The sequence below is a fragment of the Microbacterium sp. ARD32 genome (genome assembly GCF_031844385.1).
In the GTDB taxonomy this organism is placed as follows: domain Bacteria; phylum Actinomycetota; class Actinomycetes; order Actinomycetales; family Microbacteriaceae; genus Microbacterium.
The window spans coordinates 1,252,635-1,270,748 of record NZ_JAUZVD010000001.1 but is presented as its reverse complement, the minus strand read 5'-3'; the positions used below and the strand labels follow the sequence as shown (position 1 = coordinate 1,270,748).

16 protein-coding genes are annotated in these 18,114 nt (G+C 71.1%); all 16 read left to right on the top strand.

Features of this window, described 5'->3' with window-relative positions:
- The 16 genes from Q9R19_RS06015 (at window position 1) to Q9R19_RS05940 (ending at window position 18,076) form a co-directional block, all read left to right on the top strand.
- Window positions 1-1,971 (top strand): primosomal protein N', encoded by a 1,971-nt coding sequence (locus Q9R19_RS06015; protein ID WP_311255416.1) that lies wholly within the window; start codon window positions 1-3, stop codon window positions 1,969-1,971.
- Window positions 1,972-2,008: 37 nt separating this feature from the next.
- Window positions 2,009-2,929 carry a methionyl-tRNA formyltransferase gene (gene fmt / locus Q9R19_RS06010; RefSeq protein ID WP_311255415.1) on the top strand — a complete coding sequence of 307 codons (921 nt, stop codon included), beginning with the start codon at window positions 2,009-2,011 and terminating at the stop codon, window positions 2,927-2,929.
- Entirely contained in the window at window positions 2,926-4,326 is a 1,401-nt protein-coding gene (locus tag Q9R19_RS06005; RefSeq protein ID WP_311255414.1) for a transcription antitermination factor NusB, read from the top strand. The genes fmt and Q9R19_RS06005 overlap by 4 nt, the downstream gene beginning before the upstream one ends.
- On the top strand, window positions 4,323-5,003 hold the full coding sequence (gene rpe / locus Q9R19_RS06000; protein ID WP_311255413.1) for a ribulose-phosphate 3-epimerase: 681 nt from the start codon (window positions 4,323-4,325) through the stop codon (window positions 5,001-5,003). The genes Q9R19_RS06005 and rpe overlap by 4 nt, the downstream gene beginning before the upstream one ends.
- Complete coding sequence (locus tag Q9R19_RS05995) at window positions 5,000-5,263, top strand: phosphoribosyl-ATP diphosphatase (RefSeq protein WP_311255412.1); 264 nt, start codon at window positions 5,000-5,002, stop codon at window positions 5,261-5,263. Before rpe ends, Q9R19_RS05995 begins: the two co-directional genes overlap by 4 nt.
- A gap of 38 nt (window positions 5,264-5,301) precedes the next feature.
- Window positions 5,302-6,144, top strand: a complete 843-nt coding sequence (gene hisG, locus Q9R19_RS05990; protein WP_311255411.1) for an ATP phosphoribosyltransferase — start codon at window positions 5,302-5,304, stop codon at window positions 6,142-6,144.
- The gene (gene hisF / locus Q9R19_RS05985; protein ID WP_311255410.1) at window positions 6,144-6,905 is read left to right on the top strand and encodes an imidazole glycerol phosphate synthase subunit HisF; all 762 of its coding nucleotides are present in this window, start codon (window positions 6,144-6,146) and stop codon (window positions 6,903-6,905) included. Before hisG ends, hisF begins: the two co-directional genes overlap by 1 nt.
- Window positions 6,902-7,267 (top strand): phosphoribosyl-AMP cyclohydrolase, encoded by a 366-nt coding sequence (gene hisI, locus Q9R19_RS05980; protein ID WP_311255409.1) that lies wholly within the window; start codon window positions 6,902-6,904, stop codon window positions 7,265-7,267. The genes hisF and hisI overlap by 4 nt, the downstream gene beginning before the upstream one ends.
- Before the next feature lie 11 nt (window positions 7,268-7,278).
- The gene (locus tag Q9R19_RS05975) at window positions 7,279-7,854 is read left to right on the top strand and encodes a Trp biosynthesis-associated membrane protein (protein WP_311255408.1); all 576 of its coding nucleotides are present in this window, start codon (window positions 7,279-7,281) and stop codon (window positions 7,852-7,854) included.
- Window positions 7,855-7,887: 33 nt separating this feature from the next.
- Complete coding sequence (locus tag Q9R19_RS05970; protein WP_311255407.1) at window positions 7,888-8,127, top strand: DUF6704 family protein; 240 nt, start codon at window positions 7,888-7,890, stop codon at window positions 8,125-8,127.
- A gap of 2 nt (window positions 8,128-8,129) precedes the next feature.
- Window positions 8,130-8,930 carry an indole-3-glycerol phosphate synthase TrpC gene (gene trpC, locus Q9R19_RS05965; RefSeq protein WP_311255884.1) on the top strand — a complete coding sequence of 267 codons (801 nt, stop codon included), beginning with the start codon at window positions 8,130-8,132 and terminating at the stop codon, window positions 8,928-8,930.
- Window positions 8,931-8,935: 5 nt separating this feature from the next.
- Window positions 8,936-10,144: a tryptophan synthase subunit beta gene (gene trpB, locus Q9R19_RS05960; RefSeq protein WP_311255406.1), complete on the top strand. Its 1,209-nt coding sequence runs from the start codon at window positions 8,936-8,938 to the stop codon at window positions 10,142-10,144.
- Window positions 10,141-10,944, top strand: coding sequence for a tryptophan synthase subunit alpha (gene trpA / locus Q9R19_RS05955; protein WP_311255405.1), 804 nt, complete (start codon window positions 10,141-10,143; stop codon window positions 10,942-10,944). Before trpB ends, trpA begins: the two co-directional genes overlap by 4 nt.
- 10 nt (window positions 10,945-10,954) lie before the next feature.
- The gene (gene lgt / locus Q9R19_RS05950) at window positions 10,955-11,953 is read left to right on the top strand and encodes a prolipoprotein diacylglyceryl transferase (RefSeq protein ID WP_311255404.1); all 999 of its coding nucleotides are present in this window, start codon (window positions 10,955-10,957) and stop codon (window positions 11,951-11,953) included.
- A gap of 158 nt (window positions 11,954-12,111) precedes the next feature.
- Complete coding sequence (gene gltB / locus Q9R19_RS05945) at window positions 12,112-16,617, top strand: glutamate synthase large subunit (protein WP_311255883.1); 4,506 nt, start codon at window positions 12,112-12,114, stop codon at window positions 16,615-16,617.
- Window positions 16,610-18,076 carry a glutamate synthase subunit beta gene (locus Q9R19_RS05940; protein ID WP_311255403.1) on the top strand — a complete coding sequence of 489 codons (1,467 nt, stop codon included), beginning with the start codon at window positions 16,610-16,612 and terminating at the stop codon, window positions 18,074-18,076. The genes gltB and Q9R19_RS05940 overlap by 8 nt, the downstream gene beginning before the upstream one ends.
- Window positions 18,077-18,114 lie beyond the last annotated feature (38 nt).

The following is an 18,114-nucleotide window of genomic DNA, read 5'->3' as shown; positions in this document are numbered from 1 at the left end:
GTGGGCGCCGTGCCGGGGCGCGCGCCCGCTCCCGACGGGGGACGGCGCATCGCGCGAGTGCTCATCGACTCGCCGCTCCCGCAGCTGGACCGGCTGTTCGACTACGCCCTGCCCGACGAGCTGGGCGCGGTCGAGCCCGGCGTGCGCGTCAAGGCACCGTTGCGCACTGCCGGCCGCGTGATCGACGGATACGTCGTCGAGATCGCGCGGGAGGCGGATGCGTCGCGCACGCTCTCCGAGATCGAGAGCGTCGTCTCGTCGACCGTGGTGATGCCCGACCGGCTGTACCGGCTGGCCCGCAAGGCCGCTGACCGGGCGGCGGGCTCGGCATCCGACATCCTGCGACTCGCGATCCCCAAGCGCCAGGTGCGCGTGGAGAAGGCCTGGCGCGCGCCCGAGGCGGCCCCGGCACCGTCCGCGGATGCTGTGGGGCGGGCGCGCGAGATCATCGCCGCCTATGACGGACTGGACGGCGTGCTGTCGTCCGCGGGCCGGGCGGCCGTCGAGGCGATCCCGCTGCTGCAGGATGACCACCCCGGGTGGGCGCTGATGCTGGCCGCCGGCGCCGTGCTGCACCTGGCCGACGGACGCTCCAGCGTGCTGGTGGTGCCGGATCATCGCGACCAGGATCGGCTGCTCTCCGCCCTGGCGACGATGCTCGAGGACGACGCGGTGGTGCGCCACGACGCCCGCCAGCCGAATCCCGACAGATACCGCGCCTTCCTGCGGACTCTGGCCGATCAGCCGTGCGTCGTGGTCGGCAACCGCTCGGCGGTCTACTCGCCCGTGCGAGCGGGACTCGTCGCGATCTGGGACGACGGCGACCCGCTGCTGGCCGAACCGCTCGCCCCGTACGTGCACCCCCGCGACGCGGCGCTGATCCGGCAGGTCGAGGAGCAGAGCGCCCTGCTGCTGGTCGGGCACACGCGCTCCACCGATGCCGAGCGGCTGGTGCAGACCGGGTGGCTGCAGGATGTGACCGCCGCGCGTCGCGTCATCCCGCAGGTGCGGCTGAGCACGCCCCAGGAACTCGAGCGCACCGGACAGCGCGTGCCGTCCAGCGCGTTCGCGGCGGCGCGCGCGGCAGCGGCGGAGGGTCCGGTGCTCGTGCAGGTGGCCCGTCCCGGCTTCGCTCCGAGCCTGGTGTGCGCGCAGTGCCGTGCGGCGGCGCGCTGCACCCACTGCGGTGGACCGCTGGGGGCACGTCGTCGCGGCGCAGTGCCGGTGTGCGGGTGGTGCGGCCGCGCGGCCAACTCCTGGCGGTGCGCCCACTGCTCCGCGGAGCAGGTGCGACTCGCGTCGTCGGGCACCGAGCGCACGGCGGACGAGCTGGGCCGGGCGTTCCCCGGCATCCGGGTGATCGTCTCCGACGGCGCGCACCCCGTGCAGCAGGTGGCCGCCGAGCCGGCGCTCGTGGTGGCGACCCGCGGAGCCGAGCCGCTGGCGGCGGGCGGATACCGCGCCGTCATCCTGCTGGACGGGGCGCGGATGCTGCAGGCGCCGGAGCTGCGGATCGCCGAATCGTGCCTGCGCTGGTGGGCCAACGCGGCGGCGCTGGCAGCCGCCGGCGCTCCCATCCACCTGGTCGGGGTCGACGGACCGGTGGCCAGGGCCCTTGCCACATGGACGCCGGCCGCGTACGCCCGCAGCGAGCTGCACGCGCGCCTACCGCTGCGGATGCCCCCGACGACGCGGGTCGGACAGCTCGAAGGCATCCCGGCTTCGGTCCGCGCCGCACTCGACGCGCTCGCGCCGCTGGGCGTCACCGGCGAGGCCGTTCTCGGCCCGCTGCCCGTCGGAGACGACGGCAGGGTGCGCGCGCTGGTGCGCTTCCCGTACTCGGCAGGGCAGGCTGTCGCCGACGCGCTGCGAGCGGCGGTCGTCTCCGACGCCACCCGCAGTCGCCGCCCGCGCGGGGGTGCGAGAGCGTCGCTCTCGGTGCACCTCGATATCCTCGAACCAGAGATCTGACCGCTGGTCCGATCGCCCGACCGACCGGAGAGCATTCATGCGCCTCGTCTTCGCAGGCACCCCCGCCGTCGCCGTTCCCACGCTGCGCGCCCTCGCGGCGCGACACGAGATCGTCGGCGTCGTGACCCGCCCCGACGCGCCGCTGGGCCGCAAGCGCGTGCTCACGCCGTCGCCCGTTGCGGCGGCGGCCGACGAGCTCGGGCTGCCGGTCGTCAAGGCGTCCCGGCTCGACGCGGAGACCACCGAGCGGGTCACCGCGCTGGGGGCCGAGCTCGGCGTGATCGTCGCCTACGGCGGCATCGTCCGCGAGCCGCTGCTGTCGGCGCCGGTGCACGGCTGGATCAATCTGCACTTCTCCCTGCTGCCCGCCTGGCGCGGAGCCGCCCCGGTGCAGCGCGCTCTCATCGCCGGCGACTCCGAACTGGGGGTGAGCGTGTTCCAGCTCGTCCCCGAGCTCGACGCCGGCGACGTGTTCGCGCTGCGCACCGTCGCCGTCCCGGCCGAGGCCACGGCCGACGCGGTGCTCGGGCAGCTCGCAGAGGACGGCGCCGAGGTGACCGCCGGTGTGGTCGGTGAGATCGCCGCGGGCACCGCGTCCGCACGGCCGCAGCGCGGCGAGGCCACTCTGGCGCCGAAGCTCACCCTCGCCGACGGCGAGCTCGACTGGTCGCAGCCGGTGGCCTCTGTCTTCGCCCGCTATCGCGGCGTCACTCCCGAGCCCGGGGCGCACACCACGATCGACGGCGCGCGCCTGAAGATCCTCGCGTCGCATCCCGCGCCGGATGTCCGCGACCTGGCACCGGGAGAGCTGCGCGGCACGAAGAGCGCGGTGCTCGTCGGCACCGCGGAGGGGGCGCTGGAGATCACCCGCGTGCAGCCGGCAGGCAAGGGCCCGATGAGCGCTGCCGACTGGTGGCGCGGACGGCGTCCCGCGCAGACGGTGAGGGCCGGATCATGACCGCGCCGTCGGGGAAGGCAGGCATCCAGCCCGCGCGCTGGGTGGCCTACGACGTGCTGCGTGCGGTCTCGGAGGACGACGCCTACGCGAACCTGCTGCTGCCCAAGCTGATCGAGCAGGCGGGGCTGAACGCCCAGGACGCCGCGCTGTCCACCGAGCTGGCCTACGGCACGCTGCGGCGCCGCGGCACGTACGACGCGATCATCGCGGATGCCGCGCGCAGGCCGGTCGCGGACATCGACCCGGCAGTGCTCGATGCGCTGCGGCTGGGCGCGCATCAGCTGCTGGCGACGCGCGTGGCCCCGCACGCCGCCGTGAACGAATCCGTGAACCTGGTGGCCGCCGAGGTCGGACGCGGCGCCTCCGGGTTCGCCAACGCCGTCCTGCGGCGGATCGGTCGCGATGACGCGCAGACGTGGCAGGAGCGCATCGAACAGGGTGCCCGCTCCGACGACGAGCGGCTCTCGCTGCGCACCGCGCATCCGGTCTGGGTGATCCGCGCGCTGCGGCGCGCTCTGGCGGCCGAGGGTCGCGCCGACGAGCTGGACGACCTGCTGCAGGCGGACAACGTCTCGCCCGAGGTGACACTGGTCGCGCTTCCGGGGCTGGCCGAGCGCGGCGAGCCCGCGCGTCCATACGCTCCGACGGCGTTCGGCTCGCCCGGCGGCGACCCGCGCGAGGCGATCGCCGGTGGCGGCGGCGCGATCCGCGTGCAGGACGAGGGTTCGCAGCTGGTGGCGCTCGCGCTGGCCGCCGCCGCGCCCGTGCGGACGGGGGAGAGGTGGCTGGACCTGTGCTCGGGGCCGGGAGGCAAGACGGCGCTGCTGGCGGCGCTCGCGCACCGCGACGGCGCGCGGCTGGAGGCCAACGAGCTCGTGCCCGCCCGCGCGGGACTCGTGCGTCGCGCCGTGCGGCCGCTGCCCATCGAGGTCACCGTGCACGAGCAGGACGGCCGCGAGTTCGCCGCACAGCATCCGGATGCCTTCGACCGGATCCTCGTCGACGCGCCCTGCACCGGTCTGGGGGCGCTGCGCCGTCGCCCCGAGGCTCGCTGGCGCAAGTCGCCGGCCGACGTGGCCGAGCTGGTCGAACTGCAGCGCGAGCTGCTGGACGGCGCCATCGGCGCGCTCGCCCCCGGCGGAATCGTCGCCTACGCGACCTGCTCGCCGCATCTGGCCGAGACGGCGGGGGTGGTGGCCGAGGTGCTGCGCACGCGGCAGGATGTCACCCAGCTGGACGCGCAGGCGGTGCTCGCCGAGATCGCCGCCTCGCCGATCGATCTCGCACGCGCCTCGGACGGCGCGACGCGGCACGCCCAGCTGTGGCCGCACCGGCACGGCACCGATGCGATGTTCCTCGCGCTGCTGCAGCGCACCCCGCAGGAAGGAAGACCGTGAACCTCGCCGACGCACCCCGCATCAACGCCAGCATCCTGGCCGCCGACTTCGTGAACATGCAGGCGGACCTCGCCCGCATCGCCACCGCCGACTTCGTGCACGTCGACGTGATGGACAACCACTTCGTGCCCAATCTGACCTTCGGCCCGCAGATGGTCGAGCGCATCCAGGCGACCAGCCCGATTCCGCTCGACGTGCACCTGATGATCACCGACCCCGACCGCTGGGCTCCCGGCTATGCCGAGCTCGGAGCGGCGAGCGTCACCTTCCACCTCGAGGCCGCCGCCGATCCCGTCGCCCTCGCGCGGACTCTGCGGGCGCGCGGTGCCAGAGCCGGCGTCGCCATCAAGCCGGGAACCGCGGGCGAGTCGCTCCACGACATCCTCGGCGAGTTCGATCAGATCCTGGTCATGACGGTCGAGCCGGGCTTCGGCGGCCAGGGCTTCATGCCCGAGACGATGCCCAAGCTGCGCGCGCTGCGCGATGCGGCTCGCCGCCGCGGCTCGAACGTGTGGCTGCAGGTCGACGGGGGGATCTCCGATGCGACCATCGCGCAGGCCGCCGAGGCCGGAGCGGACACGTTCGTGGCGGGATCGGCCGTGTACGGCGCCGACGACATCGAGGCCGCCGTCACGCGGCTCCGGCATCTCGCCCGAGCGGCTAGCCTGGAATCGTGAAGACTTTCGACGAGCTGTTCGCCGAGCTCCAGCGCACCGCCGAGGCCCGCCCTGAGGGCTCGGGCACGGTCGCTCAGCTGGACCGCGGCGTGCACGCGATCGGCAAGAAGATCGTCGAAGAGGCCGCCGAGGTGTGGATGGCAGCCGAGTACGAGAGCGACGAGAACGCGGCCGAGGAGATCTCTCAGCTGCTGTACCACCTGCAGGTGATGATGCTCGCCAAGGGGCTGAGCCTGGAGGACGTCTACCGACATCTGTGAGCGCGTCCCCATCCGACCGCTCGAACAGAAGGACCTCCATGCTGCGCATCGCCGTTCCCAACAAGGGCTCGCTCTCCGAGACAGCCGCCGAGATGCTCGCCGAAGCCGGCTACACCGGCCGGCGCGATCCCAAGACCCTGCACGTCGTCGACGCCGACAGCGACGTCGAGTTCTTCTATCTGCGTCCGCGTGACATCGCCACCTACGTGGCCTCCGGCGCCCTCGATGTCGGGATCACCGGCCGCGACCTGCTGCGGGACGTGCGCCAGGACGACGCGCGGGAGATCGAGCAGCTGGGCTTCGCCCGCTCGACCTTCCGCTTCGCCGCGCCTCCCGGGAAGTACGCCACTCTCGAGGACCTCGAGGGTGTGCGCGTGGCCTCCGCATACCCGGGGCTGGTCGACGACTTCCTGCGCGAGCACGGCGTCAGCGCCGAGCTGGTGCCGCTGGACGGCGCCGTCGAATCCGCCGTGCAGCTGGGGGTCGCCGACGTGATCGCCGACGTCGTCGAGACCGGCACGACGCTGCGCCAGGCGGGGCTGGAGATCTTCGGCCCGGTCATCATCGAGTCCGAGGCCGTGCTGATCAGCCGTCCGGGCGACGCTCCGGGCACGGCGCGTCTGCTGCGCCGCCTGCGCGGGGTGATGGTGGCGCGACGCTACGTGCTGCTGGACTACGACCTGCCCGCTCGCCTGGTCGACCAGGCCACGGCGATCGCCGGCGGACGCGAGTCGCCGACCATCTCCCCGCTGCGCGATCCCGAATGGGTCGCCGTCCGGGTGATGATCCCGCGCAAGGGCATGAACCAGGTGATGGACGATCTGTACGCGCTGGGCGCACGCGCCATCCTGGTCACCGCGATCCACGCGGCGAGGCTCTGATGTCACTGGCAGCGCGCGTCATCCCCTGCCTGGATGTGGCTGCCGGCCGCGTCGTGAAGGGCGTGAACTTCAAGGATCTGCGCGACATGGGCGACCCGGTCGAGCTGGCCGCGCACTACGCCGCGCAGGGCGCGGACGAGATCACCTTCCTCGACGTCACCGCAACCGTCGATGACCGCTCCACCACCTTCGATGTGGTCCAGCGCACCGCCGAGCACGTCTTCGTGCCGCTGACCGTCGGCGGTGGGGTGCGGTCGGCGGAGGACGTCGCGCGCCTGCTGGGGGTCGGGGCCGACAAGGTGGGCGTGAACTCGGCGGCCATCGCCAGGCCCGGGCTGATCGACGAGATCGCCGACCGCTTCGGCGCTCAGGTGCTCGTGCTCTCGCTGGATGTCAAGCGCGCTGCGACCACGGCATCCGGCTTCGTCGTCACCACCCACGGCGGCCGGGCCGAGACGACGCTGGATGCGCTGGACTGGGCGCGCGAGGCCATCGAGCGCGGTGCCGGCGAGCTGCTGGTGAACTCGATCGACGCGGACGGGACCAAACACGGGTTCGACCTGGAGCTGGTCGCCCTGATGCGCGAGTTCTCGTCCGTGCCGGTGATCGCGTCCGGCGGAGCGGGTTCCGTCGACGACTTCGCACCGGCGATCCGGGCGGGGGCGGATGCCGTGCTGGCCGCGAGCGTGTTCCACAGCGGGCAGCTCACGGTCGGTCAGGTCAAGGACGCGCTGCGCGCCGACGGCGTGGTGGTGAGGTGAGCGTGTCCGTCGAATCCGACATCGAGCGCGTCGCGTGGAACCCCGACGGGCTCGCCCCCGTGATCGTGCAGCAGTTCGACACGCGCGAAGTGCTGATGCTGGCGTGGATGGATGCCGAGGCCCTCCGGCGCACTCTCACCGGCGGACGCGCCGTGTACTGGTCCCGCTCGCGGCAGGAGTACTGGCGCAAGGGCGACACATCCGGCAACACGCAGCGGGTCCACGGCGTCGCCGTCGACTGCGACGGCGATGCGATCCTGCTCACCGTCGACCAGCACGGCCCCGCCTGCCACACCGGCACGCGCACCTGCTTCGACGGACGAGACCTGCACGCAGCAGCGACCGAGGGGGAGGGAGCGTGAAGCGGGCGCGCATGTACGCCGTCGTCGGCTTCCTGATCGCAGGCGGCATCGGCACCATCTCGGCCACGCAGACCTGGATCATGGCGCGGCGGGTGGATGCCGCCGAGCCGCTTCTGGTGACCGGTGCAGATGCCGTGCCGCTGCTGGCGGCGCTCTCGCTGGCGGTGCTCGCGCTGGGCGCGGCTCTCTCGATCGCCGGCCGTGCCCTGCGCTACGTGCTCGCGGTGCTCGGGCTGGGCGCCGCGGCGGCGCTCATCGCCGGCACCCTGCCGATCTCGCTCGACCCGCCGTTGTCATCGGTCGCGCCGGTGCTCACCAAGGCCACCGGTCTGAGCGGCGGGAAGGCCCTGCAGGCACTCGTCACCGCACTCGAGCCGACCGCCTGGCCGGTCGCCGCGCTGATCGCGTGGACGCTGCTTCTGGCGGCATCCGCGTTCGTGCTGCTCACCGCCCACCGCTGGAAGGCGGGCGGGCGCCGGTACGAGCAGAATCCCGCGGTTCGGCACGCGGATGCCGGCCCGCTGGACCCGGTGGATTCCTGGGACGAGCTGTCGCACGGGACGGATCCGACCGGGCCTTCCCGATAGACTGATGACATCGTCGACCTCCCGGAGGAGAACATGACCAACCCGATCGCCGACCCCGGACACGGACACTCGCCTGCTGCGTGGACCGCTGTCGTGATCATGCTCGTCGCCTTCGCGATCGGCACCTTCTTCTTCTGCCTGCCGAACGGCTCCGGCGTCGTGGGCGTGTGGATCTCGGCCGCCTTCGTGGTCATCGGTGCCGTCGTCGGCCTGGTCATGGCCAAGGCGGGCTGGGGAGTGAAGGGCCCCAAGTACACGCCCAAGGGACACTGATGGTGCTCGCCGACCTGACGGCCGGCGCAGTCGAGGACGCCGAGCGGCGCGCTCTGGCCCGGCCCCTGGCCGACGTCGAGCGCGATGCTCTCGAGCGCCCGGCGGCCCGCGATGTCCTCGCAGCGCTCGCACCCGCCGACCGCGTGAAGATCATCGCCGAGGTCAAGCGGGCGAGCCCGTCTCGGGGTGCGCTGGCGGAGATTCCCGACCCCGCGCTGCAGGCCGCGCTGTACGAGCAGGGCGGCGCGTCCGCGATCAGCGTGCTGACCGAGGAGCGCCGCTTCGGCGGCAGCCTGGCGGACCTGGAGGCGGTCACCGCGCGCGTCTCGCTGCCCGTGCTGCGCAAGGACTTCATCGCGACGCCGTATCAGGTGCTCGAGGCGCGCGCCGCCGGCGCGGATCTGGCGCTGCTGATCGTCGCAGGGCTGCCGGTGAAGGTGCTGCACGAGCTGTACACACTGATCCGCGAACTCGGCATGACTGCGCTGATCGAGACGCACTCCGCCGAGGAGCTCGAGGTCGCGATCGACCTGGGCGCCGAGCTGATCGGCGTGAACGCCCGCAACCTCAAGACCCTCGAGCTGGACCGTGACCTGTTCGCGCGCCTGGCCGACCGGATCCCCGACACGGCGATCCGCGTGGCTGAATCGGCCGTGCTCGCACCGGACGACGTTCGCCGCTACCGAGAGGCCGGGGCCGACGTGGTGCTGATCGGCGAGGCGCTGGTCACCGGCGACCCGGTCGCCACCCTCGACGCGTTCCTCGCGGCCGGCGATCTGCCGGTGCGCGGGGGAGAGGAGTAGACGCAGTGGGACTTCGCGACCAGCACGGACCGCTGTTCGGCGATTACGGCGGGCGGTACATGCCGGAGTCGCTCATCGCGGCGATCGATGAGCTGACGGCGGCCTATGAGGACGCGATCGCCGACTCCGCGTTCCGCGCGGAGCTGGCCGCTCTGCTGCACTCCTACGCCGGACGGCCCTCGCCGATCACCGAGGTGCCGCGCTTCGCCGAGCACGCCGGCGGTGCGCGGGTGTTCCTCAAGCGCGAGGACCTGAATCACACCGGCTCGCACAAGATCAACAACGTGCTCGGGCAGGCGCTGCTGACCAGACGACTGGGCAAGACGCGCGTGATCGCCGAGACGGGCGCGGGGCAGCATGGAGTGGCGACCGCGACCGCGGCCGCGCTGTTCGGGCTGGACTGCACGATCTACATGGGCGAGGTCGACACCGAGCGGCAGGCGCTGAACGTCGCGCGCATGCGACTGCTCGGTGCCGAGGTCGTCGCGGTGAAGACCGGGTCCCGCACGCTCAAGGACGCCATCAACGACGCTTACCGCGATTGGGTGGCGACGGTCGAGACCACGAACTACATCTTCGGCACGGCGGCCGGTCCGCACCCCTTCCCGGCGATGGTCCGCGACTTCCAGAAGATCATCGGCGAGGAGGCGCGCGAGCAGCTGCTCACCGAAGCCGGCCGGCTGCCCGATGCGGTCGTGGCGTGCGTGGGCGGCGGCTCGAACGCCATCGGCATGTTCGACGCCTTCCTGGACGACGCCGGGGTCAAGCTCTACGGCGTGGAGGCCGCCGGCGACGGCGTGGACACGCCGAAGCATGCCGCCTCGATCGAACGCGGGCGTCCCGGAGTGCTGCATGGCGCCAGGACGTACGTGCTTCAGGACGAGGACGGTCAGACCGTGGAATCGCACTCGATCTCGGCCGGCCTGGACTACCCCGGCGTCGGTCCCGAGCACGCCTGGCTCAGCGACATCGGTCGCGCCGAGTACATCCCCGCCACCGACGACGAGGCGATGCAGGCGCTGCGACTGCTGAGCAGAACAGAGGGCATCATCCCGGCCATCGAGTCGGCGCACGCGCTGGCCGGCGCGCTGCGCGTCGGAAGCGAACTGGGCCCGGATGCCGTGATCGCCGTGTGCCTGTCGGGTCGCGGTGACAAGGACATGGACACCGCCGCACGCTATTTCCACCTGTACGACGAGAAGGACGCGTCGTGAGCCGTGTCGAGGAGGCGATCCGCCGAGCCCATGACTCCGGACGCGGTGCCTTCGTCGGATACCTGCCGATCGGGTTCCCCGATCTGCAGACCAGCATCGATGCCGCGCTCACGCTGGCGCGCAACGGCGTAGACGTGATCGAGCTGGGTCCGCCCTACTCGGATCCCGTCATGGACGGCGAAGTCATCCAGCAGGCCACGCAGCAGGCGCTGGCGAACGGCTATCGCACCCGGGACCTGTTCACGGCGGTGCGCGAGATCACCGCGCAGACCGATGTGCCGGTCGTGGTCATGACGTACTGGAACCCGGTGCTGCAGTACGGCATCGACCGCTACGCGGACGACCTGCTCGCGGCCGGCGGTGCCGGACTGATCACCCCCGACATCACTCCCGAGGCAGCCGGGGAGTGGATCGCGGCGAGCAACCGCACGGGGCTGGACCGCATCTTCCTCGCCGCGCCCACCTCCACCGACAAGCGTCTCGACCTGGTCATCTCCTCGTCGACGGGCTTCGTGTACACCGTCTCCACCATGGGCATCACCGGGGAACGGGCCGCGCTCGACCGTGCCGCACGCACGCTCGTCGAACGCATGCGCGCCCGCGGCGCAGCATCCGCCTGCGTGGGCATCGGCATCTCGAACCCCGAGCAGATCGCCGGTGTCGTCGAGTACGCCGACGGCGCGATCGTCGGAACGGCGCTCGTCAAGGCGCTGCGCGACGGAGGCCTCGACGGCCTCGCCGCAACCACCCGAGCCCTTGCCGACGGCACGCCGTCGGCGCGATTCGCGACAGGAAACTAGACTCACTCTCATGTCCCTTGCGCTTCACAGCCTCATCTCGAGCGTGCCCGCCAGCATCCCGAGCCCGCCGGTCAGCACCTTCCCGATCTTCGGCCTCACCATCCACTACTACGCGCTGTGCATCATCGCGGGGATCATCGCGGCCACCTTCATCACGAACCACCGCCTCACCAAGCGCGGGGCGGAGCGGTGGGTCGTCATCGACATCGCCATCCTCGCCGTGCCGCTGGCGATCATCGGCGCGCGCATCTTCCACGTGCTCACCCACTTCAACTTCTACTTCGGGCCCGGGAAGAACACCTGGAACCCGTTCGAGCCCGGCTCGGTGTGGGCGATCTGGGAGGGCGGCATCGCCATCTTCGGCGCGTTGATCGGCGGTGGCATCGGCGCGTACCTCGGATGCCGGTGGACCGGCATCCGGTTCTGGACCTTCGCCGACGCGCTCGCACCCGGACTGCTGCTCGCGCAGGCCATGGGCCGCTTCGGCAACTGGTTCAACCACGAGCTGTTCGGCCTGCCGACAGACCTGCCCTGGGGACTGGAGATCGAGTCCACCAACTCCGCCTTCCCTCCTGGCCTTCCCGATGGCACCCTGTTCCATCCGACCTTCCTCTACGAGGTGATCTGGAACGGCCTGGGCGTGCTCGTGCTGCTGTGGCTCGGCCGCAGGCTGCGCCTGCAGTGGGGCAAGCTGTTCGCGGTCTACCTGATCTGGTACAGCGCCGGACGCATCGTGTGGGAATCGATCCGCATCGACCCCAGCGAGGTGTTCCTGGGCCTGCGCAGCAACGTGTGGGCGGCGATCATCGGCGTGCTGGTCGGCATCGTCATCCTGATCGTGCAGACACGCCGTCACACCGGCTTCGAGTCGTCCCCGTACACAACGGGCCGGGAGCCCGCCGGCGGCGATGTAGAATCTGAGCACGATTCCCACGATTACGTCGACCTGAGTGAGCCTCCGGCCGACGAGATCGACGCAGGAGCACCCGCCACAAGCACAGCTCCCTAGAGCGAGACCTCGCCCGAGGCGTCTCGCAGCGTGTGATCCTTCACACTGAACGAGCGGGCCAACGCTGTCCCCGGTTTCACGACTAACACTGAGGACGGTGACTGGTGTACTTCCAGCCTCCCTACGGCGCCTCCGGCGCTTACCCCCCGAAGCAGGGGATGTACAACCCCGCCCACGAGAAGGATGCCTGCGGCCTGGCCATGGTCGCGACACTCCGCGGGGAACCCGGCCACGACATCATCGCGCTGGCGCTGGAAGCGCTGCGCAACCTGGAACACCGCGGTGCGATCGGCTCTGACGCCGGCACCGGCGACGGGGCCGGCATCCTCACGCAGATGCCGGACGCGTTCCTCCGCTCAGTCGCAGACTTCGAGCTCCCCTCGCTCGGCGAGTACGCCGCGGGCCTCGCGTTCCTCCCTCTGGAGTCGAGCGCACGCCGCGAGCAGAAGGCCGGCATCGAGCGCATCGCCGCCGAAGAAGGGCTCACGGTGCTCGGGTGGCGAGTCGTCCCCACCGCCAACGAGCACCTCGGCAAGCTCGCCGACGAGGTGCGTCCCGCCTTCGAGCAGCTCTTCGTCTCATCGTCCGACGGGCTCTCCGGCCTCGCGCTGGACCGTATCGCCTACCGACTCCGCAAGCGCGCGGACCACGAGGTCGGCGCCTACTTCGTCTCCCTCTCGGCACGCACGCTCGGGTACAAGGGCATGGTCACCACCCTGCAGCTGGAGCCGTTCTACCCCGACCTGCAGGACGAGCGGTTCGCCTCGGAGCTCGCCGTCGTGCACTCGCGCTACTCCACCAATACGTTCCCGTCGTGGCCGCTCGCCCAGCCGCTGCGCATGCTCGCCCACAACGGCGAGATCAACACCATCGGCGGCAACCGCAACTGGATGCGCGCGCGTCAGTCGCAGCTCGAGTCCGAGCTGCTCGGCGACATGGCCCCGCTGCTGCCGATCTGCCCGGATGGGGCCAGCGACTCGGCTTCCTTCGACGAGGTGCTCGAGCTGCTCACCCTCACCGGACGCAGCCTGCCGCACGCGATCATGATGATGGTGCCCGCGGCGTGGGAGAAGCAGAACGATCTCGATCCCGATCTGCGCGCGTTCTACGAGTACCACGCCAATCAGATGGAGCCGTGGGACGGCCCCGCGGCGCTGATCTTCACCGACGGCACCCAGGTCGGCGCCACGCTGGACCGCAACGGTCTGCGGCCGGGACGCTGGACGGAGACGACCGACGGGCTGGTCGTGATCGGCAGCGAGACCGGCGTGCTGGAGTTCGCGCCCGAGCGCATCAAGAGGCGTGGGCGGCTTCAGCCCGGCCGGATGTTCCTCGTCGACACCGCACGGCACCGCATCGTCGAGGACGACGAGATCAAGCGCGAGCTGGCATCCCTGCATCCCTGGGCGGACTGGCTGGCGGAGGGCGCCGTGCGTCTGGCGGACCTTCCCGAGCGCGAGCACATCGTGCATCCTGCGGCATCCATCACCCGCCGCCAGCGCACCTTCGGCTACACCGAGGAGGAGGTGCGGATTCTGCTGACCCCGATGGGGCAGCACGGGGCCGAGCCGCTCGGCGCGATGGGCAGCGACACGCCGATCGCCGTGCTCAGCGACCGCCCGAGGCTGCTGTTCGACTACTTCGTGCAGCAGTTCGCGCAGGTGACCAACCCGCCCCTGGACTCCATCCGGGAAGAGGTCGTGACCAGCCTGCGACTCGGCCTGGGTCCGGAGCGGAACCTGCTCGACTGGGGGCCGGAGCACGCGCGCACGGTGAATCTGGACTTCCCGGTGATCGACAACGACGAGCTGGCGAAGATCCGTCACATCGACCGAGCGCTGCCCGGCCGATCCAGCGCCACGATCCGCGGCCTGTACCACTTCGACGCCGGACCGCACACGCTGCAGGACCGCCTGGCGGAGATGTGCGCCGAAGCGGATGCCGCGATCGAGCGCGGCGCCGAACTGCTCATCCTCTCCGATCGCGACTCCAACAAGGACCTCGTCCCCATTCCGTCGCTGCTGATGGTCGCCGCCGTGCATCACCACCTGATCCGACGCGAGAACCGGATGAAGGTCGGACTCGTCGTCGAGGCGGGAGACGTGCGCGAGGTGCACCATGTCGCCACGCTGATCGGCTACGGTGCATCCGCCGTGAACCCGTATCTGGCGATGGAGACCGTGGAGCATCTGGTCCGCACCGGCTACATCACCGGGCTCACGCCCGAGCAGGCCGTGCACAACGTGATCCACGCGCTCGGCAAGGGCGTGCTGAAGATCATGTCGAAGATGGGCATCTCGACCGTCTCGTCCTACGCAGGCGCTCAGGTGTTCGAGGCGATCGGCCTGAGCCAGGAGCTCGTGGACGCGTACTTCACCGGCACCGAGACCAGACTCGGCGGAATCGGCATCGAGGACGTGTTCGCCGAGAACCAGGCGCGGCACGACTACGCCTATCCCGAGGACGAGGCGGCCCGTGCGCACGAGCGGCTGTGGACCGGTGGGGAGTACCAGTGGCGACGCGACGGCTCGCCGCACCTGTTCAACCCCGACACGGTCTTCCGGCTGCAGCACTCCACGCGCACCCGGCGGTACGACATCTTCCGGGAGTACACCGGCCTGGTCGACGACCAGGCGCGCGAGCTGAAGACCCTGCGCGGGCTGTTCGAGCTGCGCGTGGGGGAGCGGCCGGCCGTGCCGCTGGACGAGGTGGAGCCCGTCAGCGCGATCGTGAAGCGCTTCTCGACGGGTGCGATGAGCTACGGCTCGATCTCGCAGGAGGCGCACGAGACGCTCGCGATCGCGATGAACCGTCTGGGTGCGAAGTCCAACACCGGTGAGGGCGGCGAAGACCCGGAGCGGCTGGTCGATCCCGAGCGGCGCAGCGCCATCAAGCAGGTGGCGTCCGGGCGATTCGGGGTGACCAGCCAGTACCTCACTGAGGCCACCGACCTGCAGATCAAGCTCGCGCAGGGCGCGAAGCCCGGCGAGGGCGGCCAGCTGCCACCGCAGAAGGTGTACCCGTGGGTGGCGCGCACGCGCCACGCGACGCCCGGCGTGGGACTGATCTCGCCGCCGCCGCACCATGACATCTACTCGATCGAGGACCTCAAGCAGCTGATCTTCGACCTGAAGCGGGCGAATCCGAAGGCGCGCATCCACACCAAGCTGGTCAGCCAGTCCGGGATCGGCGCGGTCGCGGCCGGCGTGGCCAAGGCGCTCAGCGACGTGATCCTGGTCGCCGGGCACGACGGCGGCACCGGTGCGAGCCCCCTCAACTCGCTGAAGCACGCCGGCACCCCGTGGGAGCTGGGCCTGGCCGAGACACAGCAGACCCTCATGCTCAACGGCATGCGCGATCGCGTGGTGGTGCAGGTGGACGGCCAGCTCAAGACCGGGCGTGACGTGATCATCGGCGCGCTGCTCGGAGCCGAGGAGTTCGGCTTCGCGACGGCGCCGCTGGTGGTGAGCGGATGCATCATGATGCGGGTGTGCCACCTCGACACCTGCCCGGTGGGGGTCGCGACGCAGAACCCGCTGCTGCGCGCGCGCTTCACCGGCAAGCCGGAGTTCGTCGTGAACTTCATGGAGTTCATCGCTGAAGAGGTCCGCGAGCACCTCGCGGCACTCGGCTTCCGCTCGCTGGATGAGATCATCGGCCGCGCCGACCTGCTGCGCACGGATTCCGCAGTGCAGCACTGGAAGACCCAGGGGCTGGATCTGTCGCCGATCCTCACCGGCCCGCTCTTCCCCGCCGGGGAACCGCGAAAGAGCGGCCGGGTGCAGGATCACGAACTGCACAAGCACTTCGACGCCCGTCTCATCGCACTCTCGGGTGACGCCCTGGAGCACGGCGATCCGGTTCGCATCGACCTGCCGATCCGCAACACCGAGCGCGCGGTCGGCACCATGCTGGGGCACCACGTGACCACCCGCTATGGAGCCGCCGGCCTGCCGCCCGAGACGATCGATGTCACCCTGCGAGGCACCGCCGGACAGTCGCTCGGCGCGTTCATGCCCGCAGGGATCATGCTGCGCCTCGAAGGCGACGCCAACGACTACGTGGGCAAGGGGCTCTCCGGCGGCGACATCGTGATCCGTCCGCCGCGGGAGGCCTCCTTCGCACCGCACGAGAACGTGATCGCCGGCAACGTGATCGGCTACGGCGCAACAGGCGGATCGATGTTCATCTCCGGCGTCGTGGGGGAGCGGTTCCTGGTGCGCAACTCCGGTGCCACGGCCGTGGTGGAGGGGGTGGGTGACCACGCCCTCGAGTACATGACCGGTGGGGTCGCCGTCATCCTCGGCACCACCGGCCGCAATCTCGGCGCCGGCATGTCCGGCGGGGTGGCCTACGTGCACGGACTGCGCGAGTCGCAGGTGAACGCGCAGGCGCTGACCGCCGGCGCGCTGCGGCTGGAAGAACTGGATGACGATGACGCGGCAGTCCTGCAGCGGCTGCTGACAGAGCACCACGAGTGCACCGGCTCCCCGCTGGCTGGCGAACTGCTGACAAATCCGTCGTCGCTGCGATCCGCCTTCGTGAAGGTGCTGCCGCGCGACTACGCGGCGGTGCAGGAGATCCGACGCGAGGCGCAGGCCGCAGGGGACGACCCCGACGGCGAGAGTATCTGGACCCGGATCCTGGAGGTGACCCGTGGCTGACCCGAAGGGCTTTCTGAAGACGACCGAGCGCGAGCTGCCCGCGCGCAGACCGGTGGCCGTGCGCATCATGGACTGGAAAGAGGTCTATGAGGACGGTGATCGCACCGTGCTGCGCCGTCAGGCGGGTCGCTGCATGGACTGCGGTGTGCCGTTCTGCCACTCCGGATGCCCGCTGGGCAACCTCATCCCGGAATGGAACGACCTGACCTGGCGGGACGAGCGCCGCGCCGCGAGCGAGCGCCTGCACGCCACGAACAACTTCCCGGAGTTCACCGGCAGGCTGTGCCCGGCGCCCTGCGAGAGCGCCTGTGTGCTGGGCATCAACCAGCCGGCCGTCACGATCAAGCACATCGAGCAGTCCATCGCGGACGATGCGATCCAGAGCGGATGGGTGCAGCCGCAGCCGCCGCAGCGGCTGACCGGCAAGACCGTCGCCGTGGTCGGATCGGGTCCGGCAGGTCTCGCAGCCGCCCAGCAGCTGACCCGTGCCGGTCACACCGTGGTGGTGTACGAGCGGGACGACAGGATCGGCGGGCTGCTGCGCTACGGCATCCCCGACTTCAAGATGGAGAAGCGGCACGTCGACGCCCGCCTGCAGCAGATGCAGGAGGAGGGCACACGCTTCCGACCCGGGGTCGAGATCGGCGTGCAGCTCTCGTGGAGCGACCTTCGGGCGCGCTACGACGCCGTACTGATCGCGACCGGGGCGACCGTGCCCCGCGACCTGCCCATCCCGGGGCGGGATCTGCCGGGCGTGCACTTCGCGATGGACTACCTGGTGCAGTCCAACCGCGCCGGGGCGGGCGATGAGGTGCCCGACCAGATCACCGCTCAGGGCAAGCACGTCGTCGTGATCGGCGGCGGGGACACCGGGGCCGACTGCATCGGAACGGCGCACCGTCAGGGCGCCCGCAGCGTGACGAACCTCGCGATCGGACGCCGGCCGGGCACGGAGCGCGCTGCGCACCAGCCCTGGCCCACCCAGCCCACGCTCTTCGAGGTGCAGTCCGCGCACGAGGAGGGCGGTGAGCGCGCCTACCTCGCCTCCACCGTGGAGTTCCTGGCGGATGAGCGCGGCGCCCTGCGTGCACTGCGCGTGGCAGAGACGGAGTTCGTCGACGGCAGACGCGTGCCCCGCAGCGGCACGGAGCGCGAGATCCCCGCCGAGCTGGTGCTCATCGCGATGGGCTTCACCGGGCCAGACGCGGACGTGCTCGGCGACGTCGACGCGCCCGCGCTCACCTCGCACGGACTGTTCCAGCGCGATGCGCGGTTCGCATCCTCGGAGCCGGGCGTGTACGTGGCGGGTGATGCCGGCCGCGGCCAGTCTCTGATCGTCTGGGCCATCGCGGAGGGCCGCGCCGCGGCATCCGCGATAGACCGCGACCTGATGGGCGCGACCACGCTGCCGGCGCCCGTCACTGCAACGGATGTCGCACTCGCTGTTCAGCCCGCGTAGGCTGAGCGGCGGCGCCATCGCCATTCCCCCTGTCCCAC

What these genes read in the sequence shown, in the direction of transcription:
- gltB (WP_311255883.1), top strand. Translation starts at nt 12,112, where the DNA reads ATGTACAACCCCGCCCACGAGAAGGATGCCTGCGGCCTGGCCATGGTC.
- fmt (WP_311255415.1), top strand. Translation starts at nt 2,009, where the DNA reads ATGCGCCTCGTCTTCGCAGGCACCCCCGCCGTCGCCGTTCCCACGCTG.
- hisG (WP_311255411.1), top strand. Translation starts at nt 5,302, where the DNA reads ATGCTGCGCATCGCCGTTCCCAACAAGGGCTCGCTCTCCGAGACAGCC.
- hisF (WP_311255410.1), top strand. Translation starts at nt 6,144, where the DNA reads ATGTCACTGGCAGCGCGCGTCATCCCCTGCCTGGATGTGGCTGCCGGC.
- Q9R19_RS05975 (WP_311255408.1), top strand. Translation starts at nt 7,279, where the DNA reads ATGTACGCCGTCGTCGGCTTCCTGATCGCAGGCGGCATCGGCACCATC.
- lgt (WP_311255404.1), top strand. Translation starts at nt 10,955, where the DNA reads ATGTCCCTTGCGCTTCACAGCCTCATCTCGAGCGTGCCCGCCAGCATC.
- Q9R19_RS05970 (WP_311255407.1), top strand. Translation starts at nt 7,888, where the DNA reads ATGACCAACCCGATCGCCGACCCCGGACACGGACACTCGCCTGCTGCG.
- Q9R19_RS06005 (WP_311255414.1), top strand. Translation starts at nt 2,926, where the DNA reads ATGACCGCGCCGTCGGGGAAGGCAGGCATCCAGCCCGCGCGCTGGGTG.